Raw genomic sequence first — 17,774 nt, forward strand, 5'->3', positions numbered from 1 at the left:
CCCCGTGCGGCGCCAGGGTGTTTGTTTTTGGAGCCCGCCCGTGCCCACCACCGATCTTCCCGCCCTGTTCGCGCGCATTGCCCCCGCGCGCCTGCCCGAGCTGCTCGCCGCGATGCCCAAGGCCGAGCTGCACATCCACATCGAAGGCTCGCTCGAGCCCGAACTGATCTTTGCGCTCGCGCAGCGCAACGGCGTGGCGCTGCCGTATGCGAGCGTGGCGCAGCTGCGCAGCGCCTACGCTTTCACCAACCTGCAGAGCTTTCTGGACATTTACTACGCCGGCGCCAGCGTCTTGCTGCACGAGCAGGATTTTTACGACATGGCGCGCGCCTATCTTGCGCGCGCTGCTTCTGAAAACGTAGTGCACGCGGAGATTTTCTTCGACCCGCAGACGCACACGGCGCGCGGCGTGCCTATGGAGGCGGTCATCCACGGTCTGCACCGCGCCTGCGTGGATGCGCGCGCCGAGTGGGGCATTTCGGCGGCGCTGATCCTGTGCTTTTTGCGTCACCTGAGCGAGGAAGACGCCTTTGCCACGCTGCAGCAGGCCCTGCCGCTGCGCGATCGTTTCATCGGCGTGGGGCTGGATTCGAGCGAGCTCGGGCATCCGCCGGAAAAGTTTGCGCGCGTGTTCGCACGTTGCCGCGAACTGGGCCTGCACGTGGTCGCGCACGCGGGCGAGGAAGGGCCGCCAGCCTACATCTGGAGCGCGCTCGACGTGCTCCACGCCGAGCGCATAGACCACGGCGTGCAGGCGTTGCATGATGCCGCGCTGCTCGCGCGCCTGGCGCGCGAACGCACGCCGCTCACCGTGTGCCCGCTGTCCAACCTCAAGCTCTGCGTCTTTCCGAGCCTGGCGCAGCACAACCTGCCGCAACTGCTCGCCGCGGGCTTGTGCGTGACGGTCAACTCGGACGATCCGGCCTACTTCGGCGGCTACATCAACGACAACTTCACGCAGTTGTTCGCCGCCACGGACCTCACGGCGCAGCACGCCTACGCGCTCGCGCGCAACAGCTTCGAAGCCAGTTTCGTCGATGCGGACACCCGGCGCGCCTGGCAGGCGCGGCTCGACGCGGTATTCGAGCGCTTTGCGCAGGAGTAGGCAGGAGTAGGCGCCCTCCTCGGCGTCTGCGGTGCGGACGTTGATCGTTTGGCCGGGGCAGGCTGGCGCGCGCGGGCGCTTGCGCTGCGGGCGAAGCTGGGACAATGCACGCACAACAAGCCCCGGAGACAGCACCATGCGAAGCGCCCCAAGCCCGGCTCCAAACATGCCCCCCACTGCGCCCCCCGCCGAATCCGCCGCGCAGCGCCCGATGGCGATCGCGCTCGCGGGCATGGTGGCGCTGGCCGTGGCCATGGGCATAGGGCGTTTTGCGTTCACGCCGCTGCTGCCCATGATGCTGCACGACGGCCTGCTCGACCTGCCCGGCGCGAGCTGGCTCGCGAGCGCGAATTATTTCGGCTACCTGGTCGGTGCTGTGCTGTGCACGCTGCAGCCCTGGCTGTGGGCGCGGCTGCGCGTGCTGCCTTTGTTTGCCTTCGTCACGCTGGTGCGCGGTGGACTCGTGGCGACGGGGCTGCTCACGCTCGCGATGGCCTGGCCCGCGCCTGCGGCCTGGCCTGTGCTGCGCTTTGCCGCAGGCGTGACGAGCGCCGTGGTGTTCGTCTATACCTCGGGCTGGTGCATGGCGCGGCTCGCGCGGCTGGGCGTGCCTGCGCTCAGCGGCATGATCTACATGGGGCCGGGCGCGGGCATCGTGCTCAGCGGCCTTGCGGCCAGCGCCATGACGGCCTGGCACTGGCGCGCCGCGGCGGGCTGGGTGCTGTTCGGCCTGCTCGCCTGGGTGCTAGCGGCCTCGGTCTGGCGCACCCTGCGCGGCAGCGACGAGCGTCTGCACGCGGGCGCGCCGGCGGGGCAGGCAGCAGGGCCGACAGGGAGCGGCGCGAGCGCACCGCCGCAGGGCCGCGCCGAGATGGCCTGGCTCGCGCTGGCTTACGGCTTGGCGGGCTTTGGCTACATCATCACCGCGACCTTCCTTCCCGTGATCGCGCGCACGGCCCTGCCGGGCTCGGCCTGGCTGGACATGTTCTGGCCCATTTTCGGCCTGGGCGTGATGGCCGGCGCGCTGCTCGTCTCGCGCCTGCCGCACGGCGGCGACTTTCGCCTGCGCCTGATCGTGTGCTATGTGCTGCAGGCCGCGGGCGTGGCGGCGAGCCTCTACCGCCCGAGTCTGGCGGGCTTCGTGCTGGGCAGCGTGCTGCTGGGCCTGCCTTTTACCGCGATCACCTTCTTTGCGATGCACGAGGTGCGCCGCCTGCGTCCGGCCCAGGCGGCGAGCTTCATCGGCTTGCTTACGGCCATGTATGGCGTGGGCCAGATCCTCGGCCCGGCGCTGGTCGCGCTGTTGCTGCGCCGCCTGCCGGACGCCGCGACGGGTTTTGCGCTGTCGCTCGAGGTTGCCGCGGCGGCGCTTTTTGTGGGCGCGCTGATCTACGCGGGCATGGTGTGGGCGTATCCCGTGCGCGCGGCCAAGCACTAGCGGCACTGCAGATTTTCGGGACTGTGTCATGGCCGCGCGCTGCGCGTGGAAGTCCGGCGCAGGACACCTGCCCGTTTCGGGCAAAATAGCACGGTCGTTCTATTTTGCCGCGCATGTCCAAGCCCTCGAACTCCCCGCCAGCGCCTGTGCCTCCGGCGCTAGGAGCCTGTCGGACTTTGGGCGTCGAAAGCGAGAATGCGCCCCAGCGAGACCAGTTTTTGCCGGATTCGCAGCCCCATAGTGGTGCTATGGGGCAAGAAGACGGTAAAAAATGGGCCGCTGCGGCGCATTCGCAGCCGACGATTCCAAAGTCCGACAGGCTCCTAGGGCGCGCAGCGTCCGGCGCTGCGGCGCGCGCGGGCCGCGCCCTGCAAAAAGGCCGGCAGACCAGGGCCGCGATCGTCGATGCAGCGCTCGGGCTGGCGACGCACATCGGGCTCGAAGGGCTCTCCATGGGCGCATTGGCCGAGCTCATGGGCATGAGCAAGTCGGGCGTGTTCGCGCACTTCGGCTCGCGCGAGGAATTGCAGATCTCGGTGATCCGCGAATACCACGCGCGCTTCGAGCAAGAGGTGTTCTACCCCGCCTTGCAGGCGCCGCGCGGCGTGGCGCGCCTGCGGGCGCTGTTCGAGCGCTGGATGGCGCGCACCTCGGTCGAGATCGACTCGGGGTGTCTCTACATCAGCGGCGCGGTCGAATTCGACGACCGCCCCGGCCCGGTGCGCGACGCGCTCGCCTCGTCGGTGCGCACCTGGCACGCGGCCTTGAAGCGCGCGATCGTGCTGTGCAAGGAGTGCGGCGAGCTGCGCGCCGACCTGGACGAGGAGCAAATGCTGTTCGAAGTCCACGGCCTGATCCTCGCGCTGCACTACGAGGCGCGCTTTTTACAGGCGCCCGGCTCGCTCGCGCGCGCGCTCGCGGGCTTTGACCACATCCTGCAGCGTTATGGCGCAAAAGTGCCGCCAGCGCAGGTTATACCTTCACCCTCCACTCTCAAGGAATGAGCACCATGCCCCGCTACACCCCGCCCCTGCGCGACATCGAATTCGTCCTGCACGAAGTGTTCGGCCTGAGCGACGAGCTCAAAGCCATGCCGCCGTATGCCGAGCTCGACGCCGCCACGCTGCGCGCCGTGCTCGAAGAAGGCGGCAAGTTCGCCGCCGAGGTGATTTTCCCGCTTAACCTGAGCGGCGACACCGAGGGCTGCACACTCGACGCCACGACGCACGCGGTGCGCACGCCGACCGGCTTCAAGGAGGCGTATGCGCAGTTCGTAGCCGGCGGCTGGCCCGCGCTGTCGTGCGATCCGGCCTACGGCGGGCAGGGGCTGCCCATGGTCATCAACCAGTGCTTCTATGAAATGCTCAACGCCGCGAACCAGGCCTGGACCATGTACCCCGGCCTTTCGCACGGCGCCTACGAATGCCTGCACACGCACGGCACGCCCGAGCAAAAACAGCTGTACCTGCCGCGGCTCACGAGCGGGCACTGGACGGCCACCATGTGCCTGACCGAGCCGCACTGCGGCACCGACCTGGGCCTGCTCAAGACGCGCGCCGAGCCGCAGCCCGACGGCAGCTACAAGCTCACGGGCACCAAGATTTTCATCAGCGCGGGCGAGCACGACCTTGCGGAAAACATCGTGCACCTGGTGCTCGCGCGCCTGCCCGATGCGCCTGCGGGCAGCAAGGGCATCAGCTTGTTCGTGGTGCCCAAATTTTTGCCGCAGGCGGACGGCAACCTGGGCGCGCGCAATGCGATCTACTGCGGCGGCCTCGAACACAAAATGGGCATACGCGCGAGCGCCACCTGCCAGATGGTGCTCGACGGCGCCACGGGCAGCCTGGTGGGCGAGCCGCACAAGGGGCTGGCTGCGATGTTCGTGATGATGAACGCCGCGCGCCTGGGCGTGGGCGTGCAGTCGCTGGGCCTGACCGAGGTGGCCTACCAGAACGCGCTGGCCTACGCCAAGGAGCGCCTGCAGATGCGCAGCCTTTCGGGCCCCAAGGCAAAAGACCAGCCCGCCGACCCCATCATCGTGCACCCCGACGTGCGCCGCATGCTGCTCACGGCCAAAGCCTGGGCCGAGGGCGGACGCGCGCTTGCGATCTACTGCGCGCTGCTCGTGGACAAGGAGCTGCACCACCCCGACGAAAAAGTGCGCGCCGAGAGCGCCGAGCTCGTCGCGCTGCTCACGCCCATCGCCAAAGCCTTCCTCACCGACAACGGCTACCAGGCCGTCACGCTGTGCCAGCAGGTCTTCGGCGGCCACGGCTACATCAAGGAGTGGGGCATGGAGCAGTTCGTGCGCGACGCGCGCATCAACATGATCTACGAGGGCACGAACGGCGTCCAGGCGCTAGACCTGCTCGGGCGCAAGGTGCTCGCCAACCAGGGCGCGACGCTGCGCAAGTTCGGCAAACTTGTGGCCGCGCTGGCGCAGCAGGAAGCCGCGAACCCGCAAATGGCTGAATTCATCCAGCCGCTGGCCGGCCTGGGCGAAAAAATGACCCAGTTCACGACCGAAATCGGCATGAAAGCCATGCAAAACCCCGAAGAAGTGGGTGCCGCAGCGACCGACTACCTGCGCGTGGCCGGGCATCTGGTATTCGGCTACCTGTTCGCGCGCATGGCGCAGGTTGCGCTGCGCCAGATCGCCGCGGGCCATGCCGAGCCGTTTTACCGCGCCAAGCTGCAAACGGCGCGCTTTTACTTCGCGCGCCTCTTTCCCGAAACCGCCGCGCTCATGCGCAGCGCGCGCTCGGGCAGCCAGGTGCTGATGGACACCGAGGCGGCGCTGGCTGGAGATTGAGAATCATTTTGGGCCTCAGCCCTTTACCAGCAAGCGCTAGCAGCTATTTTTTAGTGAGCTCCTGGCCGACGCTGCATGTGGGCCGCGCGCATTGCGCGGATACTCGGCCCATACCCATTCCACCACGTCAAGGAGACCCGTTTTGACGACCCCCAACCCTGGTACACCCCACCCTTTCGACGAAGCCATGGCCTTCACGCCCTGCGACGCACCCGCAGGCTGGCCTGGCCATGCCACCACGCGCTACTGGCAAGGCCGCACGCACCCCGGCTACGCAAACATGGTCGGGCCTTTTGGCGGCATCACGGCGGCGCAGGCGCTCAACGCCGTGATGCTGCACCCCGAGCGCCTGGGCGAACCGCTCGCCCTCACCGTGAACTATGCCGGCCCGCTGGCCGACGGCCCGTTCATCGCCGCGGCCACGCCGCTGCGCACCAACCGCTCCACACAGCACTGGAGCGTGGCGCTGCTGCAGACCGACGCGAGCGGCGCACTCGCCGTCACCACCACGGCCACGGCCGTGACTGCGGCGCGGCGCGAAACCTGGAGCGTGAGCGACACGCCCGCACCCACCGTGCCGCGCCCGCACGAGGTGCTGGCCGAAGCGCGCGGCGGCGTGCCCATGGAGTGGCGCCAGCGCTACGAAATGCGCGCGATCGTCGGCGACTTTCCACGCGAGTGGGACGACAGCCACGGCCACAGCAGCCTCACCCAGCTATGGATGCGCGACGCGCCGCCGCGGCCGCTCGACTTCTGCGCGCTCGCGTCGCTGTGCGACCTGTTCTTTCCGCGCCTGTTTTTGCGCCGCGCGCGCCGCGTGCCCGTAGGCACGGTGTCCATGACGGTGTATTTCCACGCCGGCAGCACCGAGCTTGCGGCCACCGGCGCCGGCTACCTGCTCGGTCAGGCGCAGGCGCAGGAGTTTCGCAACGGCTTTTTTGACCAGACCGGGCAGGTGTGGAACGAAGCCGGCACCATGCTCGCGACCACGCACCAGGTGGTCTATTACAAAGAATAAGGCCCGAATGAAGGCCCGGATCGCACGCACTTTCCCCATCCTTTGAGAACCACTATGAACCCCAGCACCCAGGACATCCTCGTGCACACCGAAGCCGGCGTGTGCACCATCACCTTCCACCGCGTGGACAAGAAAAACTCCTTCACCGCGGCCATGTACGCCACGCTGGCTGCCGCGCTCGCTGCGGCCGAAGCCGACCCGCAGGTGCGCGTGCTCGTGTTCCAGGGCGACGCGACGGTGTTCAGCGCGGGCAACGACATCACCGACTTTCTCGAACGCCCGCCCCTGGATCAGAATGCGCCGGTTTTTCAGGTGCTGCGCGGCCTCGCGAGCTTCCCCAAGCCCATGATTGCCGCCGTCTGCGGCCCCGCCGTGGGCCTGGGCACGACCATGCTCTTTCATTGCGACCTCGTCTATGCGGGCGACAACGCGGTGTTTTCCATGCCTTTCGTGAACCTGGGCCTGTGCCCCGAGGCCGGCTCCAGCCTGCTCGCGCCGCAAATCCTCGGCTACCACCGCGCAGCCGAGGCGCTGCTGTTCGGCGAGCCCTTCCTGGCCGAGGCCGCGCTCGAAGCCGGCCTGGTGAACCGCGTGGTGCCGCCCACCGAATGCAACGCGCTGGCCCAGGTGCAAGCGAAAAAGCTCGCGGCCAAGCCCTTGAGCTCCCTCATCGAAACCAAGCGCCTGCTCAAAAAGGGCCAAACCCCCGCCGTGCTCGAGCGCATCGCCGAAGAGGCCGAAACCTTCAGCCGCCTGCTCACCGCCCCCGCCGCGCGCGAAGCCTTCACTGCGTTCCTCGAAAAGCGCCGCCCGGATTTCAGCAAAGTTTGATGCCGTCTTGCGCCCGCGGCAGCCCAAGGGGCGGTGAAGAGACAAGCGCTGCCACGCTCCGCCACGCGCAAAGGCGCACTGTGTGTGCGGCCGCAAGGCTTGAAAGGGCATGCAACGGTCATGAACAGGTTCTGAGCGTTTTGCTTACTGCTTTTGCGCATTGCCGCAGGCTTGCAAGGGGGAGGCTCCTACGATGGCGGTTCTTTTTCAAGGAGAACCGATGGCCGTGCAATCCCCCTTTTTCGGCAAACGTGAACCCGATGCGTTTGCTTCGCGCCACAGCGCGCACACCGCTGCGGGCCTGAGTGCCACCGCTGCCGCGCCAACACCTGCAGCTGCCAGCGTCCAAGCCACCAAACCCGCTCCCGACAGCCAAGGCAGCAAGCTCATCGTCGGGCCGAACATCAAGCTCAAAGGGGTCGAAATCACCGATTGCGACACCCTGGTGGTCGAGGGCATGGTCGAAGCCACCATGGACTCGCGCGTGATCCATATCGCTGCCGAGGGCGCTTTCCGCGGCTCGGCAGAAATCGACATCGCAGAGATTTTTGGCGAATTCGACGGCACCCTGACGGTGCGCCAAAAGCTCGTGATTCACCAGTCCGGCAAGGTGCGCGGCAAGATCCGCTACGGCAAGCTGGTGGTCGAAGAGGGCGGACAGCTTTCGGGCGAGATCGCCGTCGGCGTAGGAACCACGCAAAACGCGGCGAAGAAGGGCGTCGAGGAAGTCGCGGCTTCTGCGCCGACCGTGCCGCTCGCGGCCTAGCAGCCTGTCGGACTTTGGAATCGTCGGCTGCGAATGTGCCGCAGCGGCCCATTTTTTACCGGCTTCTTGCCCCATAGCACCCCCGTTCAACCCAGATTGTTCATTAGGACGCGGGATGATGGCGAGGCGACTGGCGAGGCGACTGGCGAGGCAGTTTGGTCGCGGCTGAGGAGTGCATGGCCAGTGCCATGGACGACGAAGCAGCGGCCAAAATGACCGTCAGCCGTCCGCCAGCGCCCGCGTAGGCCCGAAGGGCCGCCTAATGGACAATCTGGGTTCAACGCCTAACCAGCGCCAGCAAGGTCGCCAGCGGCTGTTTGGCGCGCACGGATTCTTGCGGCACGGATACGATGATTTTCCATTCAGGTTGGGCGCTGTCGCGTGGGATCGGCTCGCCCGGGGGCAAGCCGTCGCGCTTGAGCACCACGGCCACGGGCGGGGTGTTGGCGCTGGCGCCGCGGCGCAGCACCACGGCGATTTCTCCGCGCGCCAGGCGCACGAAAGTGCCGGGCGGATAAATGCCCAGCGCTTTGACGATGGCTGCGCCGAGCGCATCGGGCTGGCGCGTGTCGTCGAAGTAGCTCGCGCGCATGGCGGCCGCCACGTCCATGGGCGCGCGGGTCGCGCGTGGCGCGATGCGCGCGGCGAACTGGTCGGCACGCCGGATCAGGCGCGCGAGCTGCTGTGCCTCGGGGGCTGGTTCCAGCGGCCCCTCGAAGTGCTGGTGGTGGCAGCGCACGGCCTCGAGCCAGACCGGGTCGGCCACGCCCAGCTGGCGCAGCAAGGCTGCGGAGCGCTCGGGGTGCTCGGCGATGGCGGCGATCTGCGCGGCGCTGAGTGGCTCGGTCTGCTGCGCCAATTGGTCTTGCAGCGCCGTCATCGCGATGTTCATCGTCAGCGCCGCGCGGCCCACTTGCAGCGTGCGCACGTCTGGCCAGCGCAGCACCTCATGCGCCACGATCATGCAGGTACAGGCCACCAGCATCGCATGCGTGGCGCTGTACGCCGCCGTTTCTTGCGCAGACAGGTAGATCAGCGCGAACAGCGTGGCGTCCGGCGCCTGGATGCAATTGCGTACCAGTGTGTCGTGCAGGTGCTTGAAGCGCTCACCAAAATCCGCCGCAAGGGGTGTGGTCAGCAGCCGCGTGGCGCGCAGTTGCAACTCGGGCCAATCGGGTCGGTCGTCCTCCGCGCGCGCAGGGCTGGCAAAGACCTCGGCGCCGACCGGCGCCGCCGTGAGGGCTCCGAGCGCATGGCCGGACAGCAGTAGTTTGTTTAGGTGTCCAAGGTAGGCCTGGCGCGTTTCCCTGGATTCGTCCACGTCCAGCCAGAGGTTCGGGCTGAGGGCAAGAACGCGCCGTAGCTCCTCCTGGTGGGCGATCACGTAGCCCTTTTGCGCGAGCAAAACGCCACCGTCTCCGCGCAGCGCAAAAGGCAATGGCCGGCCGAGGGGGATCGCTTCAGGAGAGAGGGCAACGAGTTTCATCGTTGTGGATTATTTCGCACGGCCGTCGGATGCAAGGGTGGCAAAGGGCGGTGGGACGCTGGCTATTGCACGGACTTCTCGACCGCACGGCGAGGTCCATGCCTCCATTCACGCAGCGCATGCAGTCTGTTTTTCATAGTGCCTTATGCTTATAGGATAAGCGTAAAAGGCCAATTTGACTCCAAATTGTTGGGTGCACCTCAAGCGCTCCCCTCGCCAGCTCCGAACACTGCATGCCACAGCGCGAGGATGGCGTCGCGCTGCGCCTGCATGGCGGCGGGGGCGCACTGTGCCGGGGCTTCGTCGAGCCGCGCGCGGTGCTGCAGGCGGCGCAGGTCGCGGTAGGCGTCGGCAGCGGCGCGCCCGACGCCGTCGGGCAGCAAACCGGCCTGTTCGGCGCGCTGTAGCAAGGCGATGTTGCCGACGTTGTCTATCAGTTCGGGATGGGCCGCGGCGTGCGCGAGCACGAGGTATTGCACGGCGAATTCGGCATCCAGCATGCCGCCGGGGCTGTGCTTGACGTCGAATGTGTCCGCAGGCACGCGCTGCGCGGCGCGCACGCGCGCACGCATGGCGACGATCTCCTGGCGCAGCGCCTGCACGTCGCGCGGGGCGGTGAGCACGGCGCGGCGCACGGCGTCGAAGTGCGCGCGCAGGTCTTCGCTGCCGAGCACGAAGCGCGCGCGCGTCATGGCCTGGTGCTCCCAGGTCCAGGCAGTGTTGCTGCCGCGCTGCTGCTGGTAGTCGGCGTAGGCTTTGAAGCTCGTGACGAGCAGGCCCGAGTTGCCGTTGGGGCGCAGGGCGGTGTCGATTTCGAACAAGTCGCCTTCGCCGGTCTTGACGGTGAGCCAGTTGATGAGCTTGCGCACGAAGGCGGTATAGACCTCGGGCGCGCGCTCGTCCTCGTCGTCGAACACGAACACGATGTCCAGATCGCTGCCGTAGCCCAGCTCTTTGCCGCCAAGCTTGCCGTAGCCGATGATGCCGAACTGCGGCACCTCGCGGTGGCGGTTTTTGAGGCGGCTCCAGCACCACTCCGAGGTGACGCGCAGCACGCTGTCGGCGAGCGCGCTGAGGTCGTCGGCCACCTGCTCCACGGTGATGCGGCCCTCCACGTCGCGCGCGAGGATGCGGAAGGTCTCGGCGTGGTGCGCGCGGCGCAGCAGGTTGAGCAGGGCCTCGTCGTCGTCCTCGCCCGTGGACTGCAGCGCGGCGCGGCGCAGCGCGAGTTCGCGCTCGAAGTCGGCGGGCACGAAGCGCTCGGCGAGCAGCGCTTCAGAGGCGAGCTCGTCGATCACGCCCGGGTGCTGCTGCAGATAGCGCGCGAGCCAGCGCGCCGCGCCCAGCAGGTGTAGCAGCTGCTCGTGCACCGAGGGGCGCTCGAGCAGCAGCGCGAGGTAGCTCTCGCGGCGCAGCAGCGGTTCGAGCCAATCGATCATGCGCACGGCGGCCTGGGCGCTGGTGCGGCCCTCGTTGAGCCATTGCGCGGTGCGCAGCACGAGGCGGAACAGGCGCGTGCGCGCCTCGTCGCGCAAGGCCGCGATGCGCGGCAGCGTGCGCCACTGCGCGACGCGCTCGCGCAGCGCGGCGGGCAGCTGTTCGAGCAGGCCCTCGAGGTCGGGCGGCACTTTGCCGTTGCCAGCACCGCAGCTGCCGCCGTTGCAGGCGCGCTTGCCAGCGGTCTCCGCGTCGCCACCGAGAAGGTGGTCAAACTCCTGCGCGACGAGTTCCCGGTGCGCGTCGAGCGCGTGCAAAAAAGCGCAGCAATCGCCGTAGCCCATGGTCTGCGCGATCCAGGCCAGGTCGTCGTCGCGCGTGGGCAGCAGGTGCGTCTGCTGGTCGTCGAGGTACTGGATGCGGTGTTCGACGCGGCGCAGGAACACGTAGGCCTGCGCAAGCGCCTCGGCCGTGGCCTGGGGCATCAGCCCGGCCTGGGCCAGGCGCGGCAGGGCTTCGAGCGTGGCGCGCCGGCGCAGTTCGGGGAACTGCCCGCCGCGCACCACCTGCAGCAATTGCACGATGAACTCGATCTCGCGGATGCCGCCGCGCGAGAGCTTCACGTCGTTGGCGCGCTCGGGGCGGCCGGCGCTGCGCCGCGTGGCGTGGTCGCGGATCTGGCGGTGCAGCGTGCGCAGGGATTCGAACACGTTGTAGTCCAGGTAGCGCCGGAACACGAAGGGCAGCACGATGTTGCGCAACTCGCGCACCTGCGGGTGGGCCAGGCTGGTGCGCGGCGCCACGACGCGGCTTTTGAGCCAGGCAAAGCGCTCCCATTCGCGCCCCTGCACCTGCAGGTATTCTTCGAGCGCGGCGAGCGAGACTGCGGGCGGGCCGGAGTTGCCGTTGGGGCGCAAGGCCAGATCGACGCGGAACACAAAGCCGTGCTCGGTGGGCTCGCCGACCAGCTGGTAGATCGCCTTGACCGCGCGCGCGAAATACTCGTGGTTCGAGGTGCGGTTGCGCCCTTCGGCGTTGCCCGCGGTTTCGCCGTCCTGCGCATAGACGTAGATCAGGTCGATGTCGCTCGAGACGTTGAGCTCGCGCGCGCCGAGCTTGCCCATGCCGACGATCCATAGCGGAACTGCGGCGGCTTCGGGTCCGTCATCGGTGCCCAGCGGCCGGCCATAGCGCTCGTCGAGTTCTGCGCAGGCATGCTGGCAGGCGCGGTCGAGGGCGAACTCGGCGAGTTCCGTGGTGGCACGCGTGACGACGGACAGCGGCGCCTGGGCCTCGCAGTCGAGGCGGATCAGCCGCTCCATGACCAGCTGGCGCAGCACGCGCAAGGCCGTGCCCACGTCGTAGCCGCGCGCTTGCAGCGCCGCGAAGGCGGGTGCCAGCGTTGCGTGGCACGGCGCGCCGGGGGGCAGCAGCGCCAAGTCCTGTGCATAGCGCCGCTGCAGACGCTGGAAAAAACGCGAGTGCTGCGCCAAGCCAGCAGTGGGCGCGGCGATGTCAGGGCTGAGCGAGGAGGACGTGGACATGGCGAACGCGGCGTTCGAGAGGGAGAGGGGAAAGAGCGGGCACAAAGACGGTTTGCCAGCGAAACAAAAACACACGAGGCGAAGGTTTCGCACCAAGGAGCACGCCGGTCCTGCGGGTCATAATTTCGGCCACTTTACGCCCGCCAATGACCGCCGCCGCCGCACGCCCCACGCGCCTTATTCGCATCGTCGCCGCCAGCGCGCGCTGGACGCTGGGCCTGTTGCTGGCGTTCTGGCTGTTGCTGGCCATCGTGTGGGCGGGTTTGCATGGCTGGATTGTGCCGCGCATCGGGGACTTTCGCGCGTCCCTGGAGGCGCAGGCCACGCGCATCGTGGGGGTGCCTGTGCGCATTGGTGCGATCACGGGGCGCTCGACGGGGCTGGTTCCTTCCTTCGAGCTGAGCGAGGTGGCGCTGCTCGACGCGCAAGGCCGGCCTGCGCTGCAGCTGCCGCGTGTGGTGTTGGCATTGTCGCCGCGCGCCTTGCTCACGCGCGGCTTCGAGCAGCTCTACCTCGAGCGCCCGCAGCTCGACCTGCGCCGCACGGCGGACGGCCGCATCCTGATCGGTGGCATCGCGCTGGCGCAAGGCGGTGGCGACAGCCCCTTTGCCGACTGGTTTTTCGCCCAGGCCGAGGTGCTCATCCGCGGCGGCACCGTGCGCTGGTTCGACGAGCAGCACGCGGCGCCCGCGCCGCTGGAGCTGCGCCAGGTTGACGTGCTGTTGCGCAACCACGGCTGGCAGCACAACCTGCGCGTGGACGCCACGCCGCCGCCGGCCTGGGGCTCGCGCTTCACGCTCATGGCGCGCATGCGCGCCCCGCTGCTGCACCCGCGCGACGGGCAGTGGCGGCATTGGAGCGGGCAGTTGTTCGCCGATTTTGCGCACGTCGATCTGGCGCAGCTGCGCGCGCAGGTGCTTTCCGATGCTCCTGTAGAAGTAGCTAAAGGGGCTGGAAGCATGAGGGTATGGGCCGACATCGATCGTGCCAGCCTGGTGGGCGGCGTGGCCGACCTGGCCTTGACCGAGGTGCACACCACGCTCGCGCCCGAGCTGCAGCCGCTGGCCTTTGTCTCGCTGGGCGGGCGCATAGGCGGGCAGCGCCTTGCGGGTGGCTACACCCTGTTCACCGAAGGGCTGCGCTTTCGCACGGGCGACGGCCTCGCCTGGCCCGGCGGCAACCTGCGCCTGCAGCGTACCGCGGCCACGGACCGTGTGCCCGAGCACACACAGCTGCAGGCCGAGCGGCTGGACCTCGCGGCGCTCGCGCAGATCGGCACGCGCCTGCCGCTCGACGCCGGCGCGCGCGCAGCGCTGCAAAGCTACCAGCCGCAAGGCCTGGTGGAAAGCCTGCAGGCGAGCTGGCGCGGGCCGCTGGCCGCGCCCACGCAGTACCAGCTGCGCGGCAAGGTGCAGGGGCTGGCGTTCGCCGCCGGCGGTGACCCAGGCAGCGCCGCGCCGGGCGCGCAGGCTGGCGTGCCCGGCGTGCGCGGCGCAGCGGTGGAGCTGGACCTGAACCAGGACGGCGGCAAGGCCGCGCTGGCGATCCGCGGCGGGGCGCTGGTATTGCCCGGCATCTTCGAAGAGCCGCAGGTGCCGCTCGACTACCTGGACGCCGAAGTGCAATGGCAAGTCCAGCCAGTGCCGGCAAAAGGGCAAAAGCCCGCAGCGGCGCAGGCACCGCGCATCGCCGTACAGGCGCGCAAGCTGCGCTTTGCCAATGCCGACCTGCAGGGCGAGGCGCAGGCCAGCTGGCATACGCGCGAAGCAGCGCCTGGGCTTGCGGCGCAGGCCGGGGAAGGGCGTTTTCCGGGCGTGCTCGACCTCACGGGCAGCCTGGCCCGCGCCGACGGCGCGCGCGTGTGGCGCTACCTGCCCCTGGGCCTGCCCGAAGAGACGCGCCACTACGTGCGCGACGCCGTGCGCGCGGGCCAGGTCAGCCGGGTGCAGTTCCGCGTGCGCGGCGACCTGCGCCAGCTGCCCTTCAGCGACCCGCGGCAGGGCGACTTTCGCGTCACTGCGCACGTGACGAACGCCACCTACGCCTACGTGCCGGCCACGCCGCCCGCCAGCTTGCCCTGGCCGGCGCTGACCGATCTGAGCGGCGAGCTGGTGTTCGACCGCGCCAGCATGAGCGTGCGCAGCGCGAGCGCGAGCTTTGCGGGCCTGCCCGGCCTGCGCCTGTCCAAGGTCGAGGCGCGCATCCCCGACCTGGACCACACCGTGGTCAGCGTAAGTGCCGACGCGCAGGGGCCGCTGCCGCAGCTGCTGCAGCTCGTGCGCAGCTCGCCGCTGGCGCGCCTGACGGGCAACGCGCTCGACCAGGCCAGCGGCACGGGCAATGCCGGCCTGCAGCTGCATCTGCAATTGCCCATCAGCCGCATCGAACAGTCCAAGGTGCAGGGCAGCCTGGCGTTTGCGGGCAATGAGCTGCGCATCACGCCCGACACGCCCCTGCTTGCGCGCACCCAGGGCAAGGTGCAGTTCAGCGAAACCGGCTTTAGCCTGGCGGGCGTGCAGGCGCGCGCCCTGGGGGGCGATGTGCGCCTCGAAGGCGGCATGCGCCCCGCGCCGAATGCTGCAGGCGAATCCCCCATCCAATTGCGCGCACAGGGCACGGCCACGGCGCTGGGCCTGCAGCAGGCGCGCGAGCTCGGCTGGGTGGCGCAGCTCGCGCGCCACGCGAGCGGCAGCGCCGCCTATAGCCTGAACCTGAACGTGCGCCGCGGTGTGCCCGAACTGCTGCTGAGCAGCAACTTGCAAGGCCTGGCCCTGGCGCTGCCCGCGCCGCTGGCCAAAGCCGCGCAGACCAGCCTGCCGCTGCGCTACGAAAACCGCTTGCTGCGCGAAGCCGAGGCAACGCCCGCTGGCGGGGTGGCACCGGTGCTGCGCGACCAGCTCACGGTAGAGCTGGGCAGCGTGGGCACGGCCACCTGGCAGCGCGAACTGCGCGCCGGGCGCACGCGCGTGCTGCGCGGCGCCATCGCGCTCGGGCTCGCGGCTGGCGAGAGCCTGCCCTTGCCGGCCGATGGAGTGCAGGCCCTGGTGCAAGCCGACAGGCTGGATATCGACGCCTGGGCCGCGGTGCTGGAGCCGCTGGGTGCGAGCGCTGCCGGCACGCCCCCCGACAGCCAAGCCAGCCCGGGCAGTCCGGGCACCGGTTTGCCGGCCGCAGACACCCCGGCCGACTATTTACCCACGCGGTTTGCGCTGCGCACGCGGGAACTCAGTGCGCAGGGGCGCACGCTGCACCAGGCGTTGCTCGCCGGCACGCGCGAAGGCGGCGTCTGGCGCGCCAACGCGAGCGCTGACGAGCTCGAGGGCTACGCCGAATACCGTCCTGCCAGTGCACGCGAGGGCGCACGCGATGGCGGCACCGGTCAGCTCTACGCCCGGCTTGCGCGCATGCGGCTGCCGCCTAGCCAGGCCGCGCAGATCGAAGAGCTGTTCGCCGAGCAGCCCAGCAGCCTGCCCGCGCTCGACGTGGTCGTCGAAGACTTCGAGCTGCGCGGGCGCAAGCTAGGCCGCGTGGAGGTCGAGGCCCACAACCGTGGCGGCGATGGCGCCGCGCGCGAGTGGCGCCTGGCCAAGTTCAACATCACCGCCCCCGAGGCCAGCCTCACGGCCAGCGGTAACTGGGCGCTGTTGGGGGGCGCCAGCGCGGGCAGTTCCGACAGTTCCAGCGCCGCTGCCAGTGCTAGCCGGCAGCGGCGCACGGCGCTTGACTTTCGCCTCGACATCCGCAACGCCGGCGCGCTGCTCGCGCGTTTTGGCATGGAGGACGTGGTGCGGCGCGGCAAGGGGGTGATGGAAGGCCAGGTTGCCTGGACGGGCGCGCCCATGAACCCCGACTACCGCAGCATGAGCGGCCAGCTGCATCTGGATGTGCAGTCCGGCCAGTTTCTGCAGGCCGACCCGGGGCTGGCCAAGCTGCTCGGCGTGCTGAGCCTGCAGGCCCTGCCGCGGCGCCTGACGCTGGACTTTCGCGACGTGTTCAGCGAGGGTTTTGCGTTCGACTTCGTGCGTGGCGACGTGCGCATAGAGCGCGGCGTGGCCAGCACCAACAACCTGCAGATGAAAGGCGTGAACGCCGCCGTGCTCATGGAAGGCAGCGCCGACATGAACCACGAAACACAGGACTTGCACGTGGTCGTGGTGCCCGAGCTCAACGCCATGACGGCCTCGCTCGTGGCCACGGCCATCAACCCTGTGGTCGGCCTGGGCAGCTTCCTCGCGCAGATGGTGCTGCGCGGCCCCTTGACGGAAAGAACCACGCGCGAATTCCACATCGATGGGCCCTGGGCCGATCCACATGTGGAGCGTGTTGCCACCACCGTGCGTGACAAGCCCCTGCCAGAACCCGCGCGCACTGTCCCGGCGGGGGACGCGCCCGCGCAACCTGCCGCTGCAGGTGCGCCTGCGGCGCCGACACCAGCTTCCCAGCCACATTCCGCGAAAGGAGAGCCCTCATGAAAATCGCCGCCATCCAGATGGTTTCGGGCATGGACACCCAGGGCAACCTGGCCACCGCGCGCAGTCTGCTCGAACGGGCCGCCGCGCAAGGCGCCGAGCTCGCCGTGCTGCCCGAATATTTTTGTTCCATGGGCCGGCGCGACAGCGACAAGCTGCTGCTGCGCGAAACACCCGGCGCCGGCCCGATACAGGACTTTCTCGCGCGCTGCGCACACGAGTTGCAGCTGTGGATCGTGGGCGGCACGCTGCCGCTTTTTGCGAGCGACGCCGAGCACGTGCGCAACAGTTCGCTGGTCTATGACCCGGCGGGGCATTGCGTGGCGCGCTACGACAAGATCCACCTCTTTCGCTTCGCCAACGGCCGCGAGCACTATGACGAAAGCCGCACCATAGAAGCCGGCACCGAGCCGGTGCAGTTCGAGCTCACGGCGCGCTCGGGCGCGCGCTGGCGCGTGGGCCTGAGCGTGTGCTATGACCTGCGCTTTCCTGAGTTGTACCGCGCGCATGCGCGCGCCGGCGCCGATCTGCTGCTCGTGCCCAGCGCCTTCACCTACACCACGGGCGAGGCGCACTGGGAGATTTTGCTGCGCGCCCGCGCGATCGAGAACCTGGCCTATGTGCTCGCGCCCGCGCAGGGCGGACAGCACGAAAACGGTCGCCGCACCTGGGGCCACAGCATGCTCATAGACCCATGGGGCAGCGTGCTCGCATCGCTCGCGCAGGGGCCCGGCGTGGTGCTGGGCGAGCTCAGCGCGCAGCGCCTGCAGGAGGTGCGCACGCAGCTGCCGGCGCTGGAGCACCGCGTGCTTTGAGTCTCAGCATGGGGGCGGTGCCGCGCAGCGACCCGCCGCGCGGCAAAACCCGG

At 68.9% G+C, this 17,774-nt stretch carries 11 protein-coding genes; 9 read left to right on the top strand and 2 right to left on the bottom strand.

The genetic code is table 11. The features are described 5' to 3' along the window. Positions 1 to 40 precede the first annotated feature (40 nt). From FK527_RS03275 to FK527_RS03305, 7 genes are all read left to right on the top strand, one after another. Entirely contained in the window at positions 41 to 1,105 is a 1,065-nt protein-coding gene (locus FK527_RS03275; RefSeq protein WP_281287815.1) for an adenosine deaminase, read from the top strand. Positions 1,106 to 1,271: 166 nt separating this feature from the next. Then, positions 1,272 to 2,543 (top strand): YbfB/YjiJ family MFS transporter, encoded by a 1,272-nt coding sequence (locus FK527_RS03280; RefSeq protein ID WP_144729662.1) that lies wholly within the window; start codon positions 1,272 to 1,274, stop codon positions 2,541 to 2,543. 248 nt (positions 2,544 to 2,791) lie between these two features. Then, positions 2,792 to 3,547 (top strand): TetR/AcrR family transcriptional regulator, encoded by a 756-nt coding sequence (locus FK527_RS03285; protein ID WP_144730033.1) that lies wholly within the window; start codon positions 2,792 to 2,794, stop codon positions 3,545 to 3,547. 5 nt (positions 3,548 to 3,552) lie between these two features. After that, positions 3,553 to 5,355: an acyl-CoA dehydrogenase C-terminal domain-containing protein gene (locus FK527_RS03290; RefSeq protein ID WP_144729664.1), complete on the top strand. Its 1,803-nt coding sequence runs from the start codon at positions 3,553 to 3,555 to the stop codon at positions 5,353 to 5,355. 187 nt (positions 5,356 to 5,542) lie between these two features. Continuing rightward, entirely contained in the window at positions 5,543 to 6,373 is an 831-nt protein-coding gene (locus FK527_RS03295; protein WP_144730037.1) for an acyl-CoA thioesterase, read from the top strand. A gap of 54 nt (positions 6,374 to 6,427) precedes the next feature. After that, on the top strand, positions 6,428 to 7,204 hold the full coding sequence (locus FK527_RS03300) for an enoyl-CoA hydratase (RefSeq protein WP_144729666.1): 777 nt from the start codon (positions 6,428 to 6,430) through the stop codon (positions 7,202 to 7,204). A 220-nt stretch (positions 7,205 to 7,424) separates the two neighbouring features. Next, the gene (locus tag FK527_RS03305; RefSeq protein ID WP_144729668.1) at positions 7,425 to 7,970 is read left to right on the top strand and encodes a bactofilin family protein; all 546 of its coding nucleotides are present in this window, start codon (positions 7,425 to 7,427) and stop codon (positions 7,968 to 7,970) included. A 277-nt stretch (positions 7,971 to 8,247) separates the two neighbouring features. Here the strand turns inward: FK527_RS03305 and FK527_RS03310 are convergent, their stop codons facing one another. Beyond that, entirely contained in the window at positions 8,248 to 9,456 is a 1,209-nt protein-coding gene (locus FK527_RS03310; RefSeq protein ID WP_144729670.1) for an HD-GYP domain-containing protein, read from the bottom strand. A gap of 200 nt (positions 9,457 to 9,656) precedes the next feature. Then, positions 9,657 to 12,437, bottom strand: coding sequence for a bifunctional [glutamate--ammonia ligase]-adenylyl-L-tyrosine phosphorylase/[glutamate--ammonia-ligase] adenylyltransferase (gene glnE / locus FK527_RS03315; RefSeq protein ID WP_144729672.1), 2,781 nt, complete (start codon positions 12,435 to 12,437; stop codon positions 9,657 to 9,659). Between the two features lie 146 nt (positions 12,438 to 12,583). On the opposite strand from glnE, the gene FK527_RS03320 reads away from it, so the two are divergent. Continuing rightward, entirely contained in the window at positions 12,584 to 16,909 is a 4,326-nt protein-coding gene (locus tag FK527_RS03320; RefSeq protein ID WP_144729673.1) for a YhdP family protein, read from the top strand. Further along, the gene (locus FK527_RS03325; RefSeq protein ID WP_144729675.1) at positions 16,906 to 17,721 is read left to right on the top strand and encodes a carbon-nitrogen hydrolase family protein; all 816 of its coding nucleotides are present in this window, start codon (positions 16,906 to 16,908) and stop codon (positions 17,719 to 17,721) included. The genes FK527_RS03320 and FK527_RS03325 overlap by 4 nt, the downstream gene beginning before the upstream one ends. The last annotated feature ends 53 nt before the right edge of the window (positions 17,722 to 17,774 follow it).

This window comes from Extensimonas perlucida, from assembly GCF_007655255.1.
In the GTDB taxonomy this organism is placed as follows: Bacteria; Pseudomonadota; Gammaproteobacteria; order Burkholderiales; family Burkholderiaceae_C; genus Extensimonas; species Extensimonas perlucida.

Bases quoted from the DNA above. Each gene is read 5' to 3' on its own strand.
- FK527_RS03300 (WP_144729666.1), top strand. From the start codon at position 6,428: ATGAACCCCAGCACCCAGGACATCCTCGTGCACACCGAAGCCGGCGTG.
- FK527_RS03310 (WP_144729670.1), bottom strand. From the start codon at position 9,456: ATGAAACTCGTTGCCCTCTCTCCTGAAGCGATCCCCCTCGGCCGGCCA.
- FK527_RS03295 (WP_144730037.1), top strand. From the start codon at position 5,543: ATGGCCTTCACGCCCTGCGACGCACCCGCAGGCTGGCCTGGCCATGCC.
- FK527_RS03290 (WP_144729664.1), top strand. From the start codon at position 3,553: ATGCCCCGCTACACCCCGCCCCTGCGCGACATCGAATTCGTCCTGCAC.
- FK527_RS03280 (WP_144729662.1), top strand. From the start codon at position 1,272: ATGCCCCCCACTGCGCCCCCCGCCGAATCCGCCGCGCAGCGCCCGATG.
- FK527_RS03320 (WP_144729673.1), top strand. From the start codon at position 12,584: ATGACCGCCGCCGCCGCACGCCCCACGCGCCTTATTCGCATCGTCGCC.
- glnE (WP_144729672.1), bottom strand. From the start codon at position 12,437: ATGTCCACGTCCTCCTCGCTCAGCCCTGACATCGCCGCGCCCACTGCT.
- FK527_RS03325 (WP_144729675.1), top strand. From the start codon at position 16,906: ATGAAAATCGCCGCCATCCAGATGGTTTCGGGCATGGACACCCAGGGC.
- FK527_RS03285 (WP_144730033.1), top strand. From the start codon at position 2,792: ATGGGGCAAGAAGACGGTAAAAAATGGGCCGCTGCGGCGCATTCGCAG.
- FK527_RS03305 (WP_144729668.1), top strand. From the start codon at position 7,425: ATGGCCGTGCAATCCCCCTTTTTCGGCAAACGTGAACCCGATGCGTTT.